Origin of the sequence: Thalassotalea ponticola, from assembly GCF_041379045.1 — a bacterium.
Lineage (GTDB): Bacteria > Pseudomonadota > Gammaproteobacteria > Enterobacterales > Alteromonadaceae > Thalassotalea_A > Thalassotalea_A ponticola.
Genome location: NZ_CP166871.1, coordinates 693,946 through 718,433, shown reverse-complemented (window position 1 = coordinate 718,433; position 24,488 = coordinate 693,946). Strand labels below are relative to the sequence as shown.

The 24,488-nt window shown below is 45.7% G+C and carries 12 protein-coding genes and 3 rRNA genes; 6 read left to right on the top strand and 9 right to left on the bottom strand.

Annotated features, from left to right (window positions below; all coding sequences use genetic code 11):
- Window positions 1-256 precede the first annotated feature (256 nt).
- Window positions 257-475, top strand: coding sequence for an EF-hand domain-containing protein (locus ACAY30_RS03105; protein ID WP_290250901.1), 219 nt, complete (start codon window positions 257-259; stop codon window positions 473-475).
- Between the two features lie 165 nt (window positions 476-640).
- On the opposite strand, the gene ACAY30_RS03100 is transcribed toward ACAY30_RS03105, so the two are convergent.
- From ACAY30_RS03100 to ACAY30_RS03085, 4 genes are all read right to left on the bottom strand, one after another.
- Window positions 641-3,847: an amidohydrolase family protein gene (locus ACAY30_RS03100; protein ID WP_371190069.1), complete on the bottom strand. Its 3,207-nt coding sequence runs from the start codon at window positions 3,845-3,847 to the stop codon at window positions 641-643.
- 191 nt (window positions 3,848-4,038) lie between these two features.
- Window positions 4,039-4,650 carry a flavin prenyltransferase UbiX gene (locus ACAY30_RS03095; RefSeq protein WP_290250902.1) on the bottom strand — a complete coding sequence of 204 codons (612 nt, stop codon included), beginning with the start codon at window positions 4,648-4,650 and terminating at the stop codon, window positions 4,039-4,041.
- A gap of 3 nt (window positions 4,651-4,653) precedes the next feature.
- The gene (gene mpl, locus ACAY30_RS03090) at window positions 4,654-6,027 is read right to left on the bottom strand and encodes a UDP-N-acetylmuramate:L-alanyl-gamma-D-glutamyl-meso-diaminopimelate ligase (RefSeq protein ID WP_290250903.1); all 1,374 of its coding nucleotides are present in this window, start codon (window positions 6,025-6,027) and stop codon (window positions 4,654-4,656) included.
- Window position 6,028: 1 nt separating this feature from the next.
- Window positions 6,029-8,455 (bottom strand): zinc-dependent metalloprotease, encoded by a 2,427-nt coding sequence (locus ACAY30_RS03085; protein ID WP_290250904.1) that lies wholly within the window; start codon window positions 8,453-8,455, stop codon window positions 6,029-6,031.
- A 202-nt stretch (window positions 8,456-8,657) separates the two neighbouring features.
- On the opposite strand from ACAY30_RS03085, the gene ACAY30_RS03080 reads away from it, so the two are divergent.
- The 3 genes from ACAY30_RS03080 (at window position 8,658) to ACAY30_RS03070 (ending at window position 13,499) form a co-directional block, all read left to right on the top strand.
- Complete coding sequence (locus tag ACAY30_RS03080) at window positions 8,658-9,644, top strand: class 1 fructose-bisphosphatase (protein ID WP_290250905.1); 987 nt, start codon at window positions 8,658-8,660, stop codon at window positions 9,642-9,644.
- A gap of 381 nt (window positions 9,645-10,025) precedes the next feature.
- Window positions 10,026-12,554, top strand: coding sequence for an ATP-binding protein (locus ACAY30_RS03075; RefSeq protein ID WP_290250906.1), 2,529 nt, complete (start codon window positions 10,026-10,028; stop codon window positions 12,552-12,554).
- A 9-nt stretch (window positions 12,555-12,563) separates the two neighbouring features.
- Entirely contained in the window at window positions 12,564-13,499 is a 936-nt protein-coding gene (locus tag ACAY30_RS03070; RefSeq protein WP_290250907.1) for a mechanosensitive ion channel family protein, read from the top strand.
- A 452-nt stretch (window positions 13,500-13,951) separates the two neighbouring features.
- Here ACAY30_RS03070 and rrf read toward each other — a convergent pair.
- From rrf to lptF, 5 genes are all read right to left on the bottom strand, one after another.
- Window positions 13,952-14,066, bottom strand: a 5S ribosomal RNA gene (gene rrf / locus ACAY30_RS03065).
- Between the two features lie 261 nt (window positions 14,067-14,327).
- A 23S ribosomal RNA gene (locus tag ACAY30_RS03060) occupies window positions 14,328-17,212 on the bottom strand.
- 568 nt (window positions 17,213-17,780) lie between these two features.
- A 16S ribosomal RNA gene (locus ACAY30_RS03055) occupies window positions 17,781-19,320 on the bottom strand.
- The 16S, 23S and 5S rRNA genes sit together here, the layout of an rRNA operon.
- A 788-nt stretch (window positions 19,321-20,108) precedes the next feature.
- A complete protein-coding gene (gene lptG / locus ACAY30_RS03050; protein ID WP_290252257.1) occupies window positions 20,109-21,173 on the bottom strand; it encodes an LPS export ABC transporter permease LptG in 1,065 nt (354 codons plus the stop codon).
- The gene (lptF, locus tag ACAY30_RS03045; RefSeq protein WP_290252256.1) at window positions 21,173-22,282 is read right to left on the bottom strand and encodes an LPS export ABC transporter permease LptF; all 1,110 of its coding nucleotides are present in this window, start codon (window positions 22,280-22,282) and stop codon (window positions 21,173-21,175) included. The genes lptG and lptF overlap by 1 nt, the downstream gene beginning before the upstream one ends.
- Before the next feature lie 264 nt (window positions 22,283-22,546).
- Here lptF and pepA point away from each other — a divergent pair, with 264 nt between their 5' ends.
- Both pepA and ACAY30_RS03035 read left to right on the top strand, forming a co-directional pair.
- Window positions 22,547-24,052, top strand: a complete 1,506-nt coding sequence (gene pepA, locus ACAY30_RS03040; protein WP_290252255.1) for a leucyl aminopeptidase — start codon at window positions 22,547-22,549, stop codon at window positions 24,050-24,052.
- A 1-nt stretch (window position 24,053) separates the two neighbouring features.
- Entirely contained in the window at window positions 24,054-24,476 is a 423-nt protein-coding gene (locus ACAY30_RS03035; RefSeq protein ID WP_290252254.1) for a DNA polymerase III subunit chi, read from the top strand.
- The last annotated feature ends 12 nt before the right edge of the window (window positions 24,477-24,488 follow it).

Here is a 24,488-nt window from a genome sequence, read left to right as displayed (position 1 = left end):
TTATTGAAAATCCTAAACAACTGATAAATTTGCAATTAAATTGAATTTATTGGCAATATTTCAAACGGTTAACGATAATTTTCTCTAACTGCTAGTAATTCATCTGCTGTTGATAACGGTAAATATACAGGCAATTAGCGCGCTAGCAACGCATTTAGCCAGTAACAATTTGTATTCACTGTCGGTAAATAGTAAAGTAAATCATCATGTCAGTGTCACGTTATCCAGCGACGCCTTTTTTTATTAAGGACTAACTATGCAGTTATCTCAGTGGGTAGATGAATTATTTGAAGTATTTGACGAGGACCAAGACGGGGTGATTTCTCGCTCTGAATTTGTCGAACTTATCGAGTGCTTGTTACAAGAAAAAGGGATCAAAATGTGTGAAACGATATTTCACAAATTTGATACCAATCACGACAATGCCATTTCCAAAGAAGAGCTAACCGAAATGATTATCGATTTGGCGCTTTAAGTAAGATCGATAAACGGTTTTCATCAAGTAAATGAGTTTTAAACGAATCCAATAACCGAATGCTTTGCCTAGTGGTTGTTATTTGCATCGACTCGGCCAGTTTCGCTAGATGAAAAAACGGGATCGATTAAGATCCCGTTTTTTATTGTCAGTTAAGCACCGGCGCTATTCAAAATAAAACGGCTTGCGCTTTTTGTTGCGATGACCAATTTCATCCATCGTGTTGGCATCATACAGACGACCATTGAGCATAACGTGGCTGATTTTATCTGATTGTCGGATGTCTTCAACAACATCACCATCAACGACGATAAGATCAGCAAGCTTACCTGCTTTTAATGAACCAATGTGCTGATCCAATCCTAGGTGGCGTGCCGAATCAATCGTTGCTGTGCGAATAGCTTGCAGCGGTGACATCCCCCCTTGAGCAAACATCCACATTTCCCAATGAGCACCTAAGCCTTCGCGTTGACCATGTGCGCCAATGGCTACTTTAACGTCTAAATCTTGCATTTCTTTAGCCACAGATGCCACGCTAATGTGATTGTAGTGATGCTCTGGTGCTGTGGTACGGCGCATTGAACGCGATGCGAGTACGTCATCAGGCACGTATTTACTCAACAACGGATGCTGCCATACTTGGGTTTTGTCATACCAGTAGTGCTCACCCGATATTCCGCCGTATGCAACGACCAGAGTTGGCACATACGCTGTTTCAGACTGTTGCCAGAATTGACGGATGTCATCGTAAATTTTAGCGGTTGAAATAGAGTGCTCTAACGACGTATGACCATCGGCAACCATACTCAGGTTGTGCTGTAACAGTGAACCGCCCTCGGGCACCACCATCATATCCATTTCACGTGCTGCCTGAATTACTTGCTGACGTTGGTTGCGACGAGGCTGGTTATACGACTTGACGCTAAATGCACCCACTTTCTTTAACCGTTCAATATGAAAGCGCGCGTCATCTAAACTGTCAACGTGTGAAGTATAACCCGGCATTGATGCGCCGTATAAAATAGTTCCCGTTGAAAAGATGCGCGGTGCAACAATATCGCCCGCCTTCTGCAACTCCGCTGCACTAAACACTTCAGTGGTGTCATTTGACGGGTCGTGAATGGTGGTAACGCCCAAAGCTAAGGTCGCGTAGTTCTTCCAATTTTGCTGAGGGATTAACTCGTCACTGCCTTGCGGGCCATGAGCGTGAGCGTCGATTAGGCCCGGCATAATGGTTTTTCCACTGACATCAACAATCATCGCGTCATCGGGAATAGTAACCTCGCCTTGCTTCCCTACCGCTTTGATGTGTTTGCCATCAGTGAGCACAACACCGTTGTCAATGACTTGTTCGCCTTCCATAGTAACGACTTTACCACCGACAAAGGCAATCATGCCTTCAGGCGCATCGGTACGTACCTCAAAGCCCAAGTCAGTAACGCTTACCTGTTGTTGCTCGTCTTGCTGATAGCCAATATCAAACATACCTTTGAGGGATGCCTGATACAGCTCTGGTCCTAAGCTCCAGTACAAGGTATCAGAGTTTTCATTCCAGCTAATACTTTCGCCTGCGCGGCTTGACAGTTTACGCACCGGAATATTTTTCGCGTCGGGGCCAATTTGAATAACATCGCCGCGTTCAGTTAACGGCGTAACAAACACCTTAAAGCGTTCAGCAAAGGCTAAGTACTTACCGTTAGGAGCCACTTTAAACTCGGTTGCATATTTACCGGTGTAAAGGGTTTGCTCATTGTGACCATCAAGGTCGATGCGCGCCAACTCAGGCATTGTCGAGTAGCGCATCAAATAGATGCGATCGTTGCGCTCAGCAAATTGAGGATGAGTTCCGTTATCGGTGATAAAGGTCGCCTCGCCTCCTTTGCTGCTGACTTTATAAATCCCTGGATTTAAGCCAAACTCAGGCGAAGTAATATAACCGCCTTTAATTTTTCTAAAGACAACGGTTTTGCCATCTGGAGAAAATACCGGCTCTATGTATTTGCCCTTTTCTGTTAATAGCTTCTTACCTTTACCACCACGGCTTGAAACAATGTGAATATTACCTTGTTGTTGGTCATTCCACGACGCATAAACGATTTTTTTACCGTCGCGAGAAAAGCTTGGGTTCAGTTCAAAGCTGTGATTCTGCTTGGTTAAGCGCTTTGGTTTGCCATTTGGTAAATCGCGAGTGTAAATATGACCTAGCGCTTCAAATACGACTTTGTCACCGTCGGGTGAGATTTTTACATCTCGCAGCATTTTTACCGTCATGCTGCTTTGATCAATATTTTGTGCCACGCGCAGCGCTTTTTGCATTTTTTTGGTGGTGTCAACTTCAAAGTCGATGACCTTGGCTGTTCCACTGGCTAAGTCTAACTTATTAATTTTACCGCCAGCCCAGAAAACAATGGCGTCGTTATCTGGTGTCCACGCCATCGTTGGGTAAACCCCGTGAATCGCCCACGTTTCTTGCATATCGCGATCAAGCTCGCCATACACTTTGGTTTTCTCGCCAGTTTCCAAATCGTAAATAAATAAGGTCGATTGGAAATCTACACGTGAAATGTATGCCAATTTCTTACCATCGGGTGAAGGCGTTGGTCGAATCGCGCCACCACGACCTTCGAGAATAACCTTGATATCACCGGTTTCACGGTCGTAGCGCTTAATTTTATAAATTCCCTTTTCACTGTCCTTTGAGTAGTGGAAAGTTTTACCAGGTGTTGCATCTTGCGAGAAGTAAACATAACGGCCATCGGGAGAAAACGCAGGCTCACCCAAATCTTTTTGCTGGTTTGGTCGCTTGGTTAACATCATGCCCGTACCGCCCGACTTGTGGTACATCCACACTTCACCGGCACCGAGAGAGCGGGTCCCAGTAAAATGCTTACGAGCGACTAAATAATCACCATCAGGGCTCCATGCAGGCGAATTAACTAAGCGAAATGTTTCTTTGGTAATTTGAGTCGCATTAGCACCGTCAACATCCATAACCCAAATATTGTCACCGCCGCCTTGATCAGAGGTAAAAGCAATGTATTTGCCATCAGGAGAGAAGGTCGGTTGCATCTGCCAAGCAATATCTTGTGTCAATGCGGTTGCCTTGCCACCGCTGACCGGCATGGTGTAAATATCCCCGAGTAAATCAAACACCAAGGTTTTGCCGTCAGGCGATATATCAACGTTCATCCAAGTACCTTGGTCAACGTTAATCTTTACATCGTAGAAATCGCCTTGAGGGTCGTTCACCGACCATTCGCTTGCTGATTTTGCTTGTTGTTCTGCTTGCCCGTAAACAGGTGTTGCCGAAACCATTAAACCCAACGCTAAAGCGACCGCTTTAGGCGTTTTATTAAGTTTAAACAATGACATGTAATAAACCTTATAAAAACTCCAAGCAACTACTGCTTGGCTGTGAAAAATTGTAGTGAACTACACCACATTGCCGGCAGAGAGTAAAGGTGAAAAGTTGCTAGGTCAGCCTGGTTTACGCTCAACGCAACTAATTTTGCGATAAAAAACAAAAAACCGGCTTATTGCCGGTTTTCTGGTGCGCGCAGTGGTTATTGATAACCCCACTTGCTCATAATGGTTTGCTCAATACCCAGGTGGTCAAGAATACGTCCCACCATAAAATCGATTAAATCTTCAATGCAGGTCGGTTGATGATAAAACCCGGGCGCGGCAGGCATAATCGTCACCCCCATTTGCGACAAACTATGCATATTCGCCAGGTGGATGGTCGAGAACGGCGTTTCTCTTGGTACTAAAATAAGTTGGCCGCGCTCCTTAATAACCACATCGGCAGCTCGTTCAATTAAGTTATCACTCATGCCTTGGCTAATGGCCGCTAGCGTGCCGGTTGAACAAGGGCAGACCACCATTTGCTTTGGCGCAGCCGATCCCGAGGCAACAGGCGAAAACCACTGCTCTTTACCAAAGACCTTAATTTGCCCTTGCTTGGCCTTAAACATAGTGGATAATTCGGCTGCCGCATTTTCTGGGTTACCAGGTAGCTTTACATTGACTTCGGTATCTAAAACCACTCTCGCTGCCGACGAGATCAACACATACACTTGATAGTTTGCTTGAACCAGACATTGCAATAACCGCAGGGCATAGGCACTGCCTGAGGCACCCGTGATAGCTAAAGTTACAGTGCTGTTAAACGACACGTATTATACCTCTTGCTTTAATAGTTTGAGCTTATCAATCAGTTTACTATGAAAACTACCAAAGCCACCATTACTCATCACCACGATGTGATCAAAAGCGCGAGCTTGACGGCTAACAACGTCGACCAAATCATCAATCGAGTGTTGGCAATACGCCTCTCCCTTACATTCGTTAACGAGATCGGCAACAGACCATTGCAGCTGCTCATCTTGATAGAGAAACACTAAGTCAGCGGCATCTAAACTCGCCGCCAGCGTATCTCGGTGAACACCGGACTTCATCGTATTTGAACGCGGTTCTAACACGGCTAAAATTCGTTCAGTTCCCACTTTTTGCCGAAATGCGTCTAAATTTTTCCTGATCGCCGTAGGGTGATGAGCAAAATCATCGTATACACGAATACCGTCAATATCGGCTAACAACTCTTGCCGGCGCTTGGTATTGACGAACGACTGCAATGCCTGACAGGCAACCTGAGTTGGCACTCCCGCATGACGCGCAGCAGCAATGGCCATGGTTGCATTATCGATGTTGAAATCACCGATCAGTTGCCACTGCACCCGCCCTTGCTTGATACCGTTAAAATAGACTTCAAAATCACTGCCATCTTGCTCTAATTTTTTCGCTTGCCAACCTGTCGCGCAGTGATTAAATTCGGTGTTGGTCCAACAGCCCATCTCCAGAGTTTGGCGTACTGCGCAATCGTCTTCAGGAGTGAGGATCAAACCATTACTGGGTACCATGCGGATAAGGTGATGAAATTGGCGCTTGATATCGTCAATATTATTGAATATATCGGCGTGATCAAACTCGACATTGTTGATCACCAAAGTGCGTGGTCGATAGTGAACAAACTTCGAGCGTTTATCAAAAAACGCCGTATCGTATTCGTCGGCTTCGATAACAAAAAACGGGCTATCACCAAGCCTTGCTGACTGACCAAAGTTTTGCGGTACACCGCCAATTAAAAACCCTGGCGCGAGCTTTGCGTAATCTAAAATCCAAGCCAGCATCGAGCTGGTCGTAGTTTTACCATGCGTTCCAGATACAGCGAGTACCCAGCGATCTTTTAATACATTGTCTAATAGCCACTGCGGCCCCGATGTATAGGCGATATTGCGCTCAAGCACGTATTCTACCATAGGGTTACCGCGCGACATTGCATTGCCGATAATCACCATATCAGGCTCATCAGCTAAGTGCTCAATGTGGTAACCTTGTTTTAGCTCAATGCCAAGTTGTTGTAGTTGATCGCTCATCGGTGGGTATACGTTGGCATCACATCCAGATACCCGAAACCCCAATTGTTTGGCGATGGCGGCAATGCCTCCCATAAAGGTACCACAAACCCCTAAAATATGAATGTGTTGTGCCATGTTATTTCCCTGTCATACCTATTGGTGAGCCTGGTGGTAAATCCGCGCTTTGATGCGTGATCACCGCATTACCCAACTGTAAGCTGAAGTTGATTTGCTTTCGCATTAACGCATATTGCCCATACAAAGGATGACTGCGTTGCGTTGTTTTAAGTTGTTGTTTTAACCAGCTTTGTACATCGAGTAAGGCCAGATACGTGGCACTTCTTACTTCGGTTACCAAGCGATTGTCGTGATACAGAGCAATCAGCGTATCGATAACTTGCTGATTAACCCGTTGTTGCACGGCAATAGATAAACCTGAGCCCACCGACTGTTCAATAGTAGCCTCAAATAGCCGTTGAAAAAGCTCGCCTAACGAAGGCACCGAGGAGTCCATTAAGTTTTGTTGATATAAACGACTCAGTCTTACTCGGTTTAACAATAACGCAAGCGTGTGTTTAGCGCTGGCTTCAGCCGCCGACACCGGATCAAACGCGATCCCAGTATTGCTGACAAAGCTCTCTCTATCGCGCGAGTAACCATAGGCTTTAGGTGGTATTAAGTCGACAATGTGCTCTGGCATAGTTAAAAATGAAGCACTGAGAGTAGCCAAAAGTGCGTCAATAGCCCGGCTCTGTTTTGCGCCTGCAATGCGCTGAAACGGAACCTGATCTTCTCCCTTTATTGCATAGCTGTACTCAAGACCGGCGATCAACTTGACTGTCGCTTCCACTTGATAACGGTGAAAATTATAAATAGGTACTAACACGTTTTCTAACTCAGAGTATGGAGTCCCCATAGCAATGCTGTTAACACCCAATTTGGCCAGTGCGTTGTCGCGAATTTGAGTAACTCGCTGTAATTCGACGACAGGATCTTCGCCATTGTCCCACAAATGTCCGTGCGCGTCGGCGCCACTTTGCGGCCTTGCGTCAGGATCTGAGGTGTATTTAAGTCCCCGCGCTTTAGCTTGTGCAACAATACTCAGTAAACTAGCGCGATCATTGTTGTCGCCATACGCATAGTGAATAACATGCTTATCCCAAATACCTATTTGGTCATCGTATGCGTCGCTCAGGTCAATATTACCCAAGCGATCAATTTTAACCAGCGGGTGCGGGTAATCCATAACCGATGCGCGATTGTTCACACTGGCAGAGAAGTTATGGGCAATGCCTAACGTGTGCCCCACTTCATGGGCTGATAATTGGCGAATACGCGCTAGCGCCATTTGCTGTTGGGCGCTTGTGTCGGCACCTGATTCACTGAAAGGCGATGTTAAGCCCAATGCAATTAAATAATCTTGACGAACGCGAAGAGAGCCCAGTGTGACATGCCCTTTAATAATTTCACCGGTTCTCGGGTCCACTACAGAGGCACCGTAAGACCATCCTCGAGTGGCGCGGTGAACCCATTGAATGACGTTGTAACGCACGTCCATAGGATCCGCATCGGCAGGTAGCATCTTCACTTGAAACGCATTTTTATAACCTATTTGCTCAAAGGCCTGATTCCACCACAGCGCGCCATCAATAAGTGCCGAACGAATGGGCTCTGGAACTCCAGGATCGAGGTAATAGACAATCGGCTCTACCGCTTCGCTTACTTTCGCCTCGGGATCCTTTTTTGCCAAGCGATGGCGCGGAATAATGCGCTTTACCAATGGCTCATCAATGGCGCTGGCATAGTCAGCGTAAGCCAACGACCACATGCCTGAAAACGGGTGAAATTCGCGTACTTGATATTGATCATCAGGCAAGCGAATAAGCGAGTGATGCATGTGGACACTGATCGCGTTGGCATCGGGCGTTACTGATTTAAGGTGTTTACCTGTGCCCGTACCAACAAACGTGATGGTCGCTTCAAGCTCGGTATTGTCAACAAAAGCTTTGGTTCGCGGTTGATACAAGCCACTACGACTGGTATCAATTTTAAAGTTTCCTTGTTCTGTTGCTCGCAGTGTTGCGCCGAGGTTGTGGATATCAGAGAGTAAAAAATCAGTGTAATCGATTACATAGCGCGTCTCGCTGCCGGTTTCACCGGTATCGACTAAACTAAACCCCCAAATAATTGATGATGCAAATGCCTCTTCGACCGCTTGACGTTCCAATGGGTTAGCACTGTCGGCTCGATAGTCGGTATTTAGTTGTCTTAAAAACACTTTATTTCCGACTCGCTCAAACTGAACCAAACGAGTTGTTCCCAACTGGCCTCGATCTAAGCCAATATCATTCGAGCCTACGCCGTGTGGCAAACTACTTTGAAATAAAAACGGACTGTTAAAGTCATTAATTTGTACGTAGACTTTGCCATCGGTTTGATCGATGTACAATGGCATAAAGCCATCAACAAACGACTTGTTATCGGCAAATGATGCAAAAAGCTGAAACGGTAACAACAGCGTAAGCAACAAAATACCAACGCGCAAATTGTTTGTACAAGCCATAAGATTTCCCTGTTTATAATTTTTATGGCAACAATATACCGTAAACAGATATTCATTGGCGATAGCGGGTATTAAATTAACCACAAAATCACAGTTTTATTTAGCTATATTGCATCAGCTTTAGTACAATCTAGGCATTGTTATCCAAGCTGATAACTTTCACCCAACATTACAACACAAAAGAATATTAATTAGGTTAACTATGCAACGACTCGCCCCTGCACTGCGCCAAGATGGCGTCCCCTTAGACTTGATTTCACTGATAAAAACCATTCTTGCGGCGTGTAAAGAAATATCATTTCGTGTCGGCCAAGGACAACTTGGTGGTGTTTTAGGTTCTACGCTCGATGAAAACATTCAAGGTGAAATTCAAAAACGCCTTGATGTCGTCGCCAACCAACTATTTAAAGACATTACCCTAGAGTCGGGCTTTGTTCGAGCAATATCTTCGGAAGAAGAAGACAGTTCGGTACCAGGAAACCCCAAAGGAAAGTACATCGTCTCTTTTGATCCATTGGACGGTAGCTCGAATATCGATATCAACTCGCTCATCGGTACTATTTTTTCAATCATGGAAGTGAGTGATGATGCCGATCCAAACGATCCCGATATATTTATGCAACCCGGCAGTGCGCAAGTCTGCGCAGGCTATGTCCTGTATGGACCGTCAACCATGCTCGCAATGACGACGGGAAACGGTACCCACTTTTACACCCTTGATCGCACTCATGGCAGTTTTATGCTCACCGAACGCAATGTTCAAATAGAGCCCGAGACATCAGAGTTTGCCATTAACATGTCAAATCAACGGTTTTGGCATCAGCCAATGCAAAACTACATTAACGATTTAGTGGCGGGTAGTTCGGGTCCTCGTGGTCGCAACTTTAACATGCGTTGGATTGCAGCCATGGTTGGTGACGTTCATCGCGTATTGGTGCGTGGCGGTATCTTTACGTATCCTGCGGATACCAAAAATCCAAACAAACCGAATAAGTTACGCTTAATGTACGAAGCTAATCCAATGAGCTTTCTGGTTGAACAAGCCGGTGGATTAAGTGTTACCAGTAGTGGACGCATCATGGACATTCAACCGACCAGTATTCATCAACGCGTTGAAGTAATACTCGGTGCGAAAAACGAAGTAGAGAAATGCTTGAGCTACTACAATACACAAACCAACAACGACTAACACCCGCTAACGGTTAATCTGATACAACCGATAAGGCGTAAATAATATTACATTCATTTGCGTCTTTCGGTTTTCTTGACTGTTGCCTTCCCTCCTCGCTCATTAACGCTTTTATAGCTTGCCAACGAGTCCAAACAGCCGCTTTTCGCCACTGCTAAATCGCCCTAAACAAGCAGTAGATAGCGTTGATTTTTATGCAAAAAAAATATTCTCAACCATAATCAAAGATACCCTTTTTGCATTGCCATTTAACCGCCAGTGAACTGGACAAATACCAATAACAATAGGCCTATAGACATCAATACAGGTAGGTTTTTTAGTCAAATTTGTCGCTCAATCCTATTGCTCAGTTGTTTGGGTGGACAGGTTAATGCGTCATCATTGAGAAGCGCAAATAGTACCGATGAGAGTGCTGATACTGCGTTGCCAGCTTGTGTTGTGGTTAACGCCGTCACTACCGACTCCCCGTGTATTGCACAACAAGCCAATACCGACAACGTATTAGCTGATGGCGGAGTAAAATTAGACGATGTCAGAGGTGACGTATCTACCTTAGCAACTGAGGCAAAGGCTGTACTCAAGGATGAGTTAGCAAAACAACAACCAACTCAGGCCCAAACAGCCTCAGCTCAGTCAAACACACCCCACACAGTAACAACGGACAACGATTTACCCTATTTTCAAGCTCAGCTCGAACGTATTAAACAGGCTGAGTCGATGGTTTCACCTCAAACGGCTGAGTACAAAGCGCTATATAAACGTATTCGGCCGATAATTATCAGTAAAACACAGCAATTATACGACAAAGCCTCGGCTCCTGGAGTTGACTTAACCCTGTTAGGCAACGATCCCCCCAATACCAGTGATGTGTTGCAGTCTGCTGTCGAACTTGCCGGTTTTTATCAATTGCGCTCATCGTTATTTACGTTAGTGGATCGAAGTTATCAACAACTACTGACATCGACCAAACCGATCGCGATTAAAGAAGCGAAATTAGAAGCTCGATACTTAACGACACAACTGGTAGTAATTGTAAAAAGTAGCGTACAACGAGTACTAGAATTACCGCAGCGGTTTATAGCGGCGCCCATAGACCTGTCGATAAATTTGCTGCTCATCGTGTTAGCTATTTACCTGTTTTATCGCTGGCGTGCTTTTGCAAAAACAGGTCTCCCGCTGTGGCGTAAGAAAATTTTAGAGGTACGCCCAAGAACCAGCAAACGTATAAAAGTCGCCCGGGCAATATGGTACTTCGACCAAATCAGAGCCCCTTTGGAGTGGTTTTTACTATTCAGCTTTATTTTGTCGAACTTAGATATTCTGCAGTTACCCGTTGTTAACGACTTTTTTGCTACGCTAATTTTTTGGCTGTTTATCATTGTTTTTGTATTTCGATTACTGAAAACACTGATTGAACGAGGCAAGCAAAATTTACTGCGCAATATGAGCGACGGTCAATCACTATCGTTAAATCTCGCCGTTTGGTGGTTTGGATGCTACAAACTCAGCATTGCTCTGACGGCGTTGTTTATTCCTCATGGAACCATTATTAGCTGGTTAAAAATAGCCTTCTTACTTTTACTGATTCCGGTATACATATTTTTCATCAAGCAGTGGCGTGACGATTGCTTTACCTATATGGATCAAGAAAGCGATGCTAGCGAATCAGTCCTTAGCCTGATTAGTCAACGCACAGGTCTTCGCGGATTTATATCGGCTAACATTGCCTTAATACTGGTTGTCTATTACGCCATCTCACGCGGCTTTTTAGCACTCGTGTCAAAGGTTGAATCTGGACGTAGAATTACCGCAGAAATTTATCACAAGAAACTTGTTGCCGATAACGCTCAATTACAAGAGCAAAGTCACTTGCTATCCCCTTTAACGGAACAACAATACGAGACCTTTATCGACAGTGAACAAGGCTTTGTCGAATCCGTGATTAAAGCACCGCTGGATAATGTGTTGGCAATGTTAGCGCAGCATGAGCGCTCTCATATAGCGATTACAGGTGAACGCGGTATCGGTAAGAGTTACTTTTTAAAAGCCCTCGCCAAGCAATATCCTAACTCACTGCAGATCAACTGCAGCGAAGACTTTAACGACATAATTTTACAGGTACAAAACCAACTGGGTTTAACTGGAGAGCAAATCAAAACGGCGGACATCATAACCGCTTTGCAAGAACAGCAAATCGATTTAATTTTATTGGATAATTGTCACCGGCTGCTCACACCAGAAATAAGTGGCCAACGAGATATACGGCGTTTGTACGGTTGGATCAATGAACTCAAAGGTCTTTGCTTATGGGTACTGACCTTTGACAGTAGCAGTTGGGCATTACTAAATGCACTCGGTATCGCCACCGGATTCTATTCCAAAACCATTGCCCTGCGCGCATGGAGCGAAGAGCAAATCACTGAATTACTCGATCTGCGCTGCCAACAACTCAACATTGACGTTGATTACAACTCGTTAGTGATCCCGAGACAATTAGTTGATATTGAAGATGAAGCCATAGATAAGCGCAATAAGTTTGGCATATACCGCATCATTTGGGGTTATGCAGAGGGCAACCCCGCCATCGCGTGTCGTACACTGGCAAAATCGATATGCAACGACAACGACAAATACATCGCTCGCTTACCCATATACCCTGAAAGTAAAGTACTCGAGGGGCTCGATATTAACGCTTTATTGGTTCTACGCAGTATTTGTCAATTCGGTCGTTGTAAAACCAATGACATTGTTAACAATCTACGACTACATGGTTTGGTCGTTAATAGTGCTCTAACGGCCACTCTTGCACAAGGGATACTCGAGCGGGTCGAAGGGCGTTATCAAATAAGTTGGCTGTGGTTTCGCACTGTATCAAAATACCTTGCCCGTCAAAATCTATTACCTCGTTAGGAGCTCGCCATGATTCGTCGAAAATATCAGCTATTAACTTTCTTTGGTCAAGCACTGCTGGTTTTCATAGCGTTGTTCGCCATGCCCAGTTATGCCGAGCAAGACACGGCAAAAGAATTACAGATGATCACCACACTCGCAGAGGTCATTAAACCAGCGGGGTTGTTGTTATCATTAGTTCTGTTTGTTTTAGTGTGGTTGGTATTAAAGGTTGTTAAATCGATTGTTAACGATCTAAGTGAAGTTTTTGCAGAGAAACGACTACTGCTCCAAAAGGCACTCGTGTTTTTTCAATTTCTCATTTATTTCGTCGCCATAACCACAGCAGTCATGCTGAGCTTTGAGTTTAGTAAAGAGCTACTGGCTATATTAGGTGGTACGTTAGCCGTCGCTGTCGGCTTTGCAATGAAAGATTTAGCTGCCTCTGTTGTAGCCGGAATTATTATTATGTTCGATCGCCCGTTTCAAGTCGGCGATCGAGTGCTCTTCGGTGGCGAATATGGCGATATAACTGCGATAGGTCTGCGATCCGTGAAAATGACCACACTAGACGACAATGTCGTCACCATACCCAATAACATATTTCTCAATGAACTGACCTCATCAGGTAACTACGGTGAGCTTGACATGCAGATATCAATTCAGTTTCACGTTGCTATCGATCAAGACCTCGCTAAAGCACAGGAAACAATTCGAGAATGTGCGGCGCTAAGCAAGTTCGCTTATCTGAATAAGCCTATTACCGTGCTTGTTAGCCAAGTGATAACCAATAATTTCATTGCTTATAAGTTGACCTTAAAAGTCTACGTACTCGACACCAAATATGAAAAGGCGCTCGAAACCGATATTACCTTACGCGTTAATGACGCATTTCAACAAGCCAATATAAAAGCACCGCAAATTGTCATTGCCAATACCATTGAACGCGCCAATGCCAGTAGTTAACGTCGTTGATAGGTTTACGGATCTGCTAGAGCGGTGAGGTACACGGATGTACTAATGCCGCGAGTGCATGGATGCGCAGGAGCGGTGACGGCGATACTTTTCTAGAAACGACTCAACGTCATCCTGGAATCGCAGAGCGATGTCCGGGACCTCCTTGAGCGCGCAGAGGCTTCGTTAAACGCACACTTTTACGGCAGGAGATCCTCGCCTACGCGAGGATGACGGTGCTAATTATCTAATTTCATTAAGGAGTATTTACACGGATGTAAAACGTAAAAAACCCGTCACAAGGACGGGTTTCTTTTAATTGGAAGCCTGGCGGTTATGTCCAAGAATGGACGGTATGACGATGTTTCAGGGAAGGAAAAACATCGTGGAACTACGTAGTAGATCGAGCCAGCAATAGAAAGCAAAAAAGGCTGCACAATGTGCAGCCTTTCTTTTAATTGGAAGCCTGGCGATGACCTACTCTCACATGGGAACTCCCACACTACCATCGGCGCTACTTCGTTTCACTTCTGAGTTCGGCATGGGTTCAGGTGGTTCCAAAGTGCTATTGTCGCCAGACAAAAACTTTTATACATGGATGTATTTATGTCGCGATGCCATGGATGGCTTGGAGCGACGTCTCCACGTATTTAATAATCTGGAAAGCGATATTTACTCAATTCTTAATAATGCGCGACTTTGTCAAACATGTTCAGTCGATGTTGAGAGCAGAATTAACAACGCTATAAAAACTAAGTGTACATTTTGTACTCGTGTTTTTATAAGGCCGGTAATTTTGGTGTCAACAAGACTTACTCTACAAAACCTCTTGGGTGTTGTATGGTTAAGCCTCACGGGCAATTAGTATCAGTTAGCTCAACGTCTCACAACGCTTACACACCTGACCTATCAACGTCGTAGTCTCCGACGACCCTTTAGGGGACTCAAAGTCCCAGTGAGAACTCATCTCAAAGCCTGCTTCCCGCTTAGATGCTTTCAGCGGTTATCAGTTCCGAACATAGCTACCCGGCAATGCCACTGGCGTGACAACCGGAACACCAGAGGTTCGTCCACTCCGGTCCTCTCGTACTAGGAGCAGCCCTCTTCAATTCTCAAACGCCCACGGCAGATAGGGACCGAACTGTCTCACGACGTTCTAAACCCAGCTCGCGTACCACTTTAAATGGCGAACAGCCATACCCTTGGGACCGACTTCAGCCCCAGGATGTGATGAGCCGACATCGAGGTGCCAAACACCGCCGTCGATATGAACTCTTGGGCGGTATCAGCCTGTTATCCCCGGAGTACCTTTTATCCGTTGAGCGATGGCCCTTCCATACAGAACCACCGGATCACTATGACCTACTTTCGTACCTGCTCGACGTGTCTGTCTCGCAGTTAAGCTGGCTTATGCCATTGCACTAACCGTACGATGTCCGACCGTACTTAGCCAACCTTCGTGCTCCTCCGTTACACTTTGGGAGGAGACCGCCCCAGTCAAACTACCCACCAGACAGTGTCCCCATCCCAGATTATGGGACCAGGTTAGAACATCACGCATACAAGGGTGGTATTTCAAGGATGGCTCCACAGATACTGGCGTACCTGCTTCAAAGCCTCCCACCTATCCTACACATGTAGGAGCAATGTTCACTGTCAAGCTATAGTAAAGGTTCACGGGGTCTTTCCGTCTAGCCGCGGGTATACGGCATCTTAACCGCAAATTCAATTTCACTGAGTCTCGGGTGGAGACAGTGTGGCCATGATTACGCCATTCGTGCAGGTCGGAACTTACCCGACAAGGAATTTCGCTACCTTAGGACCGTTATAGTTACGGCCGCCGTTTACCGGGGCTTCGATCATGAGCTTCGCTTGCGCTAACCCAATCAATTAACCTTCCGGCACCGGGCAGGCGTCACACCGTATACGTCATCTTACGATTTAGCACAGTGCTGTGTTTTTAATAAACAGTTCCAGCCACCTGGTTACTTCGACTGGCCTCAGCTTAGGGAGCAAGTCCCATCACCAGAGCCAGCGTACCTTCTCCCGAAGTTACGGTACTATTTTGCCTAGTTCCTTCACCCGAGTTCTCTCAAGCGCCTTAGTATTCTCTACCTAACCACCTGTGTCGGTTTGGGGTACGGTTCCTTATAATCTGATGCTTAGAAGCTTTTCCTGGAAGTATGGCATCAACAACTTCAACTCCGTAGAGTCTCGTCTCGTATCTCAGCCTTGAGGAAATCCGGATTTACCTAAATCTCCAGCCTACATACTTTCACATGGACAACCAACGCCATGCTTGCCTAGCCTGCTCCGTCCCTCCTTCGCAATTATAAGAAGTACAGAAATATTAATCTGTTTCCCATCGACTACACCTTTCGGTCTCGCCTTAGGGGCCGACTTACCCTGCCCTGATTAACATGGGACAGGAAACCTTGGTCTTTCGGCGTGGGGGTTTTTCACCCCCATTATCGTTACTCATGTCAGCATTCGCACTTCTGATACCTCCAGCATGCTTTACAACACACCTTCAACGGCTTACAGAACGCTCCCCTACCACTTAATCCTAAGATTAAATCCGCAGCTTCGGTGCTATGTTTAGCCCCGTTACATCTTCCGCGCAGACCGACTCGACTAGTGAGCTATTACGCTTTCTTTAAAGGATGGCTGCTTCTAAGCCAACCTCCTAGCTGTCTGGGCCTTTCCACATCGTTTCCCACTTAACATAGACTTTGGGACCTTAGCTGGCGGTCTGGGTTGTTTCCCTTTCCACGACGGACGTTAGCACCCGCCGTGTGTCTCCCGGATATCACTCACTGGTATTCGGAGTTTGCAAAGGGTTGGTAAGTCGGGATGACCCCCTAGCCTTAACAGTGCTCTACCCCCAGTGGTGTTCGTCCGAGGCTCTACCTAAATAGATTTCGGGGAGAACCAGCTATCTCCCGGCTTGATTAGCCTTTCACTCCGACCCACAAGTCATCACCGCATTTTTCAACATACGTGTGTTCGGTCCTCCAGTTGATGTTACTCAACCTTCAACCTGCCCATGGGTAGATCGCCGGGTTTCGGGTCTATGCCCTGCAACTAAACGCGCAGTTAACACTCGCTTTCGCTACGGCTCCCCTAATCGGTTAACCTTGCTACAGAACATAAGTCGCTGACCCATTATACAAAAGGTACGCAGTCACCCGAAGGCTTCCACTGCTTGTACGTATGCGGTTTCAGGTTCTATTTCACTCCCCTCACAGGGGTTCTTTTCGCCTTTCCCTCACGGTACTGGTTCACTATCGGTCAGTTAGGAGTATTTAGCCTTGGAGGATGGTCCCCCCATATTCAGACAGAATTTCACGTGTTCCGTCCTACTCGATTTCACGGTAAGGTCATTTTCGTGTACGGGACTATCACCCTGTATCGTCAAGCTTTCCAGCTTATTCCACTAATTCACAAACCGCTTAAGGGCTAATTCCCGTTCGCTCGCCGCTACTAAGGAAATCTCGGTTGATTTCTTTTCCTCGGGGTACTTAGATGTTTCAGTTCTCCCGGTTCGCCTCGTTAAGCTATGTATTCACTTAACGATACCTGCCTTATGACAGGTGGGTTTCCCCATTCGGAAATCTGTGCCTATAACGCCTTTTATCGGCTCAACACAGCTTATCGCAGATTAACACGTCCTTCATCGCCTCTAACTGCCAAGGCATCCACCACATACGCTTAGTCACTTAACCATACAACCCCAAAAAGTTTCGCTTGGTCTTTGGTGTTCATACTGCCTTGTCTTCGTTAATTGTTTGGTCATTACCAAAAGGTAACTCCCGGCACAATAAACTCGACGGCGTTGTCTAAACCTCAAATCCCTACGCGAAATCGCGTATTTGGATAACCCAGTGACAAAACTGGGTTCAAATATATGTCTGACATTTTCACGCATTCATTAAGAATGTTCCAAACAAGGATGTTTGGATGTCGAATTGTACACGGATGTACTTAATTCGACCCTTGAGTATTGATTTTTTAAAAATCATGAAGAATTTCTTCTTCGTTGGTATTTATATCTTATGCAACACCGTGCGACACGTTGTTGCCAATATAAACACCGGGTTTAATATCAGCTTTCCAAATTGTTAAAGAGCAGTGAGTTGAAAACTCAAAACTAAATACTGTTATTTAGTTTTGAACTCTCAGATACCATCAGCAGATCCCGTTTTAAAACATAACGGGATGCATCGACGCATCACTTTATTGGTTATCGATGCAATTTGTGTGAACACTCAAAAGACAGTGTTTTACTTAAGGTAAGGAGGTGATCCAACCCCAGGTTCCCCTAGGGTTACCTTGTTACGACTTCACCCCAGTCATGAATCACAAAGTGGTAACCGTCCTCCCGAAGGTTAAACTAGCTACTTCTTTTGCAACCCACTCCCATGGTGTGACGGGCGGTGTGTACAAGGCCCGGGAACGTATTCACCGCGGCATTCTGATCCACGATTACTAGCGATTCCGACTTCATGGAGTCGAGTTGCAGACTCCAATCCGGACTACGACGGACTTTATGGGATTCGCTCCACCTCGCGGTCTCGCTGCCCTTTGTATCCGCCATTGTAGCACGTGTGTAGCCCATCCCGTAAGGGCCATGATGACTTGACGTCGTCCCCACCTTCCTCCGGTTTATCACCGGCAGTCTCCTTAGAGTTCCCGCCCAAAGCGCTGGCAAATAAGGATAGGGGTTGCGCTCGTTGCGGGACTTAACCCAACATTTCACAACACGAGCTGACGACAGCCATGCAGCACCTGTCTCAGAGTTCCCGAAGGCACCAAACTATCTCTAGTAAGTTCTCTGGATGTCAAGGGATGGTAAGGTTCTTCGCGTTGCATCGAATTAAACCACATGCTCCACCGCTTGTGCGGGCCCCCGTCAATTCATTTGAGTTTTAACCTTGCGGCCGTACTCCCCAGGCGGTCAACTTAGCGCGTTAGCTACGCTACCCACGAATCAAATTCACAGACAGCTAGTTGACATCGTTTACGGCGTGGACTACCAGGGTATCTAATCCTGTTTGCTCCCCACGCTTTCGTGTCTCAGCGTCAGTATTTGTCCAGGTGGCCGCCTTCGCCACTGATGTTCCTTCCAATCTCTACGCATTTCACCGCTACACTGGAAATTCCACCACCCTCTACAATACTCTAGACAGCCAGTTCGAAATGCAGTTCCAAGGTTGAGCCCTGGGCTTTCACATCTCGCTTAACAATCCGCCTACACACGCTTTACGCCCAGTAATTCCGATTAACGCTCGCACCCTCCGTATTACCGCGGCTGCTGGCACGGAGTTAGCCGGTGCTTCTTCTGCGAGTAACGTCACAGCTAGCAGGTATTAACTACTAACCTTTCCTCCTCGCTGAAAGTGCTTTACAACCCGAAGGCCTTCTTCACACACGCGGCATGGCTGCATCAGGGTTTCCCCCATTGTGCAATATTCCCCACTGCTGCCTCCCGTAGGAGTCTGGGCCGTGTCTCAGTCCCAGTGTGGCTGATCATCCTCTCAAACCAGCTAGAGATCGTCGCCATGGTAGGCCATTACCCCACCATCTAGCTAATCTCACTTGGGCTAATCTAAAGGCGAAAGGTCCGAAGAGCCCCTCCTTTGGTCCGTAGACATTATGCGGTATTAGCAGTCGTTTCCAACTGTTGTCCCCCACCTTAAGGCATATTCCCAAGCATTACTCACCCGTCCGCCGCTCGACGCCTTCTAGTAAACTAGAATCGTTTCCGCTCGACTTGCATGTGTTAAGCCTGCCGCCAGCGTTCAATCTGAGCCATGATCAAACTCTTCAATTAAAAATTTAATCTACTCAATGAATTCTGTTGCATTTGACATATGTCGTTTGCATGAACCTCATTAAGATTTTGAATAGTGGTAAAACTACACATCTTATGAATGCTCACACAAATTGCATGATAACTATTTGTTAAAGATCAGTACAAGGATGTACCGACATCGAAACGGTTCATGGATGAACGTTTTGTTTCGATGCGAGATTAGACGCACTCGCTAATCTTCTTCGTTTCGCTGCAGGTCTTGCCCGAAGCGAGATGCGCATTTTACGCATCTGAGTTTTGATGTCAACCGCTTTTTGAAAGTTTTTTGAAAAACATTTTCAAATCTTTCGGTGACCGCTAAGCCCGATATTCTCTGACTTAACTTAACAAAACACCTCATTGGTCTGTGCCGTTGAAGTGGATGCGCATTTTAGGGATTTTTGTGATGGGGTCAACTGTTTTTTTTGCAAAAATTCGATAAATAAGCGTTTTATTCAAATTCACAACGAAAGCGTCACATTTATGAAACAATCATCGCCTATTTTAACAATTTTCGCTGACGAAGCTGTTTAACACTAACCGTATATTTAAAGCTTGATTGGTGGATATCAATTTCCCAGTTAACTAAGTTAAAACAAGCTAAGTATTGCAACAACCATGTGCAACAGCAGGTGATGATAAGATGAGCAAAGATGGCCTTGTGCTTTTACGACAAGAGTCCCCCTCTTACAAAGCAAGGCCCTTAGTTACAAGCGATAGCTTTGCAGCTATCGCAGCAAACAACGATTAGACCTTAAACTTTGCCCCTACACCTTACGTCTTAAGAAATACACGGCAATGATGACAAATAAAAGGCTCGGCAACACCGCGCCAAGTAATGGCGGCATCTGAAAAGTTTGACTGATTGAACCAAACATACGATTAATAAAATCATAGGCAATCCCGGTACCGATGCCCATCATGATCCGAGCCCCCATGGATACACTACGCAATGGACCAAATATGTATGACAAGGCGACCAGTAGCATAACGGCGACGGTAAAGGGTTGCATCAGTTTTCGCCAAAACGCCAACATATAGCGACTAGTGTCTTGCTTGTTTTCTTCTAAGTAATCGAGATAACTGAGTAACCCTTGCAGAGATAATGCTTCAGGCTTAACGGTTACCACGCCAAGTTTATCTGGCGTTAAACTCGACTGCCACGCGTAGGAGTCAATGCGATTGGTGCTAATAGCTTGTTCAGATAACTGTGATATTTCAACATCGAGCAGCAACCAGTTGTCACCTTGCCAGGTCGCAGACTCGGCGCTTAACCAACGTTGCATTTTGTGGTCATCGCCAAATGTATATAAGCTAATACCCTTTAGCGTGCTAACATCCGCCACTTCGCTGATGTGCACTATCAGCTCACTGTCTTTTGCCCAAACGCCATTTTTAGCCGATATCAGACTGCCTTCAGATATTTCTTGAGCGCGAAGCTCTCGCGCTGTTGCTTCGCCTTTGGGGGCTAAAAACTCACCTATTGCCATACTGAGTAGAATAAGAACAACAGCGGTTTTCATTACTGATTTTATGATATCTAACTTAGACAACCCCGCAGCCTGCATAACGACCAATTCAGAGTTACTGGCCATCATACCAAGACCGATAAGTCCGCCAACTAAGGCAGCCATTGGAAAAAATATTTCGATATCTCGAGGAATCGAATAAAACGCAAAGAGAGCAGCGTCCAGCAGGTCATAGTTACCACGCCCAACGGCTCTCATTTGTTCAACAAATTTAATAATACCACTAATGCTCACCAGCACCGACAGCGTCAAAAACGTAGTCATGGCGATAACACGACCGATATACAAGTCGAGAATACGCATTAGCTATTTCCTCTTTTCAAGCGCGCTTTTAATTTTTTGCCACTGCTTCTACTGCGCAATAACAGCATCCAGCCAACGAATAATGCAGTAATGTGAATAGGCCACAGGCCAACCGAAGGAGCGATAACACCGTCATCCATGGCCGAACGAGCACTGGTCAGCAACAGATAGTAAACCAGGAACAATAACAACGCTGGAAACATTTTTGCAAACTTACCTTGGCGCGGATTGACCACGCTTAACGGTACCGCAATTAAGGTCAAAATTAACACGCTAATGGGAAATGACAACCGCCATTGAAGTTCAGTGCGAGCAGAGCTGTCATTGCGGGTAAGTAAATCTTTGGTCGGTATTGCACTTAGTTTTCGCAACCGCTCTTCAACTTTTTTATCTTGTATTTTCATTTGATAACCTGCGAATTCCATGGTTTCAAATTCGGTGGTTACATTGTTTTTTTGGTAACGGTTCCCATCGTTCATGATCAGCGTTTGCTCGCCACTTTCTGCTTCGATAACCTTGCCGCTTTTAGCGTAAATTACGTTGACGATGTCTTGTTTACCCGTCTCATCTTTCGGTAGTTGAGCGACAAAGATATCCTGTAACTCTTTGTTGTCGCCGATATTTTGAATAAACACCACCGCTTCCTCATTACTGGTTTTTTGAAATCGCCCAGCAACAAGTGCGGTCAAACCAATGTCCTTTGCCAGCTGTTCTTTGACTTGATATTCTTTTTCTTGCGCCAGCGGTGATAAATAAAGAGTAAACAAGCCGGTAATCAAACTGACCACAATAGCGAGTAACAAGGTAACCCGAACCACGTACCACTCACTCACCCCACACGCGTGCAATACTGTCATTTCATTTTCAGCATAGATACGTCCGTAAGCAATTAAAATGGCTAAGAATAAGCTCAGTGGCAACATGACACCCATCAAGTGTGGAATCGTTAATCCCATAAACGTGATAACCATTTGGGCTGGGAAATCACCGTCAGACGCATCGCCTAATATCCGCACAAATTTTTGACTGATAAATATGGTCATCAAGACGAAAAACACCCCTAACTGAGTGCGACCAACTTCATTTAATAAATAGCGAAAAATAATCACAAAATTAACCTAAAAAACTTTGTTTTTTTCTGACAACCACACAATTTTTAAGTAAACTACGTATTTTCATAAATCATTTACTTTTGGCTGTTATCTAAAATTCGTAAAATAGCGAAATAGCTAGCTATAATTACTTAGCTAAAGGATAGCTTTAAATATGCGGTACGATGCTAATTAGTCTATCGTTATCGCACTGTTTTTAGCAAGTTGATAAATAAAAAACAGCTCAAAAGTTAACAAATTTCGTAGAAAATAGGAGTGTTCATGGAGTTCAGTGTCAAAAGTGGCAGCCCAGAAAAGCAACGCAGTGCTTGTATTGTCGTTGGCGTATACGAACCACGCCGCCTTAGCGCTGTCGCCGAACAGCTAGATGAAATCAGCGGTGGCTATATTTCTAACTTATTACGCCGAGGCGACCTCGAAGGCAAGCCAGGGCAAATGCTGTTATTACACCAAGTTCCCAACGTTCTGTCTGAACGCGTATTGCTAGTCGGTTGTGGCAAAGAGCGCGAACTCGATGAACGCCAGTACCGTCAAATTATCAGTAAAACCATCAATACCCTTAACGAAACAGGGTCGATGGAAGCGGTGTGTTTCTTATCTGAGCTACACGTAAAGGGACGCGATACCTATTGGAAAGTGCGCCAGGCGGTAGAAGCAACTCAAGATTGTCTTTACAGCTTCAATCAATTAAAAACGCGAAAGGAAGAAGCTCGTCGCCCATTGCGCAAAATCGTCTTTAATGTACCAACGCGTCGTGAACTGCCGATTGGCGAGCGTGCAGTTGCGCATGGTCTAGCAATCGCTTCAGGTATGAAAGCCTGTAAAGACGTCGCTAATATGACACCAAATATCTGTAATCCAGCCTATCTAGCCGAGCAAGCCAAGCAATTGGCTACCAATAACGACAATATCAGTATTGACGTGGTTGATGAAAAGCAAATGGAAGAACTAGGTATGGGCTCTTACTTAGCAGTAGGACGCGGTAGCGCCAACGAATCCTTAATGACGCTTATTCACTATCGCGGTGCCGGTGACGACAGTAAACCAATTGTACTGGTAGGCAAGGGGTTAACCTTTGACTCAGGTGGTATTTCAATCAAGCCAGGCGAAGCAATGGATGAAATGAAATACGATATGGGTGGCGCCGCTGGTGTGTTAGGCACCATGCACGCGCTTGCTGAACTTAACTTACCTCTAAATGTCATCGGTGTGTTGGCTGGTTGTGAAAATATGCCAAGCAGCAATGCGTACCGTCCAGGGGATATCTTGACTACGATGTCAGGGCAAACCGTAGAAGTGTTAAATACCGATGCTGAAGGTCGCTTGGTGTTGTGTGACGCCTTAACTTACGTTGAGCGCTTCGAACCTGAAACGGTTATTGATGTTGCTACCTTAACTGGTGCTTGTGTTATTGCCTTAGGCGCACACGCTACCGGTTTATTGAGCTCGCATAACCCACTGGCGCACGAGTTGCTCAATGCGTCGGACCAAAGTGGTGATCGCGCATGGCGTTTACCATTGTGGGATGAGTATCAGGACCAGCTCGACAGCCCATTTGCCGATTTCACCAACTTAGGTGGTCGAGCGGCAGGTACCATTACAGCGGCTTGTTTCCTCGCGAGATTTACCAAAAAATATCACTGGGCGCACCTTGATATTGCAGGTACAGCGTGGCGCAGTGGCCCGAAAAAAGGTTCAACTGGTCGACCGGTTAGCATGTTAACTCAGTTTTTATTAAACCGCAGCGGACAAGAGCAAGGCGAATAATATGAGCACCCAGGTAATCTTTAGCGTAATCAAAGACGGCGCCCAAGATCACCTGCGCCTTGCGTGCGACAAGGTCGCCAACCTGTATCGACAAAACAAACGAGTATTCGTATTTTGCGATTCGCAGAGTGATGCACACAAAATTGACGAGCTGTTATGGTCTTTTGATAGCGAAAGTTTTATCCCTCACAACCTCCTCGGCGAGGGTTATGAGACGGGTTCGCCAGTTGAAATCAGCTGGCAAGCGCCAACAAATCAAAGACACGTACTGGTGAACTTAGCCAAAGAAGTTCCGGCTTTTGCGGCCCAGTTCACTCATATTTTAGACTTTGTCCCTGCTGACGAAGAATTGAAGCAGCAAGCTCGCCTGCGCTATCGCAGTTATCAACACGGCGGTTGCCAATTAGTAACCGAGTCAGCGTAACAAATAAATCAT

Excerpts from the sequence above, each read along its gene's own strand:
- ACAY30_RS03105 (WP_290250901.1), top strand. The coding sequence starts at position 257 with ATGCAGTTATCTCAGTGGGTAGATGAATTATTTGAAGTATTTGACGAG.
- ACAY30_RS03100 (WP_371190069.1), bottom strand. The coding sequence starts at position 3,847 with ATGTCATTGTTTAAACTTAATAAAACGCCTAAAGCGGTCGCTTTAGCG.
- mpl (WP_290250903.1), bottom strand. The coding sequence starts at position 6,027 with ATGGCACAACACATTCATATTTTAGGGGTTTGTGGTACCTTTATGGGA.
- ACAY30_RS03085 (WP_290250904.1), bottom strand. The coding sequence starts at position 8,455 with ATGGCTTGTACAAACAATTTGCGCGTTGGTATTTTGTTGCTTACGCTG.
- ACAY30_RS03080 (WP_290250905.1), top strand. The coding sequence starts at position 8,658 with ATGCAACGACTCGCCCCTGCACTGCGCCAAGATGGCGTCCCCTTAGAC.
- ACAY30_RS03070 (WP_290250907.1), top strand. The coding sequence starts at position 12,564 with ATGATTCGTCGAAAATATCAGCTATTAACTTTCTTTGGTCAAGCACTG.
- lptG (WP_290252257.1), bottom strand. The coding sequence starts at position 21,173 with ATGCGTATTCTCGACTTGTATATCGGTCGTGTTATCGCCATGACTACG.
- pepA (WP_290252255.1), top strand. The coding sequence starts at position 22,547 with ATGGAGTTCAGTGTCAAAAGTGGCAGCCCAGAAAAGCAACGCAGTGCT.
- ACAY30_RS03035 (WP_290252254.1), top strand. The coding sequence starts at position 24,054 with ATGAGCACCCAGGTAATCTTTAGCGTAATCAAAGACGGCGCCCAAGAT.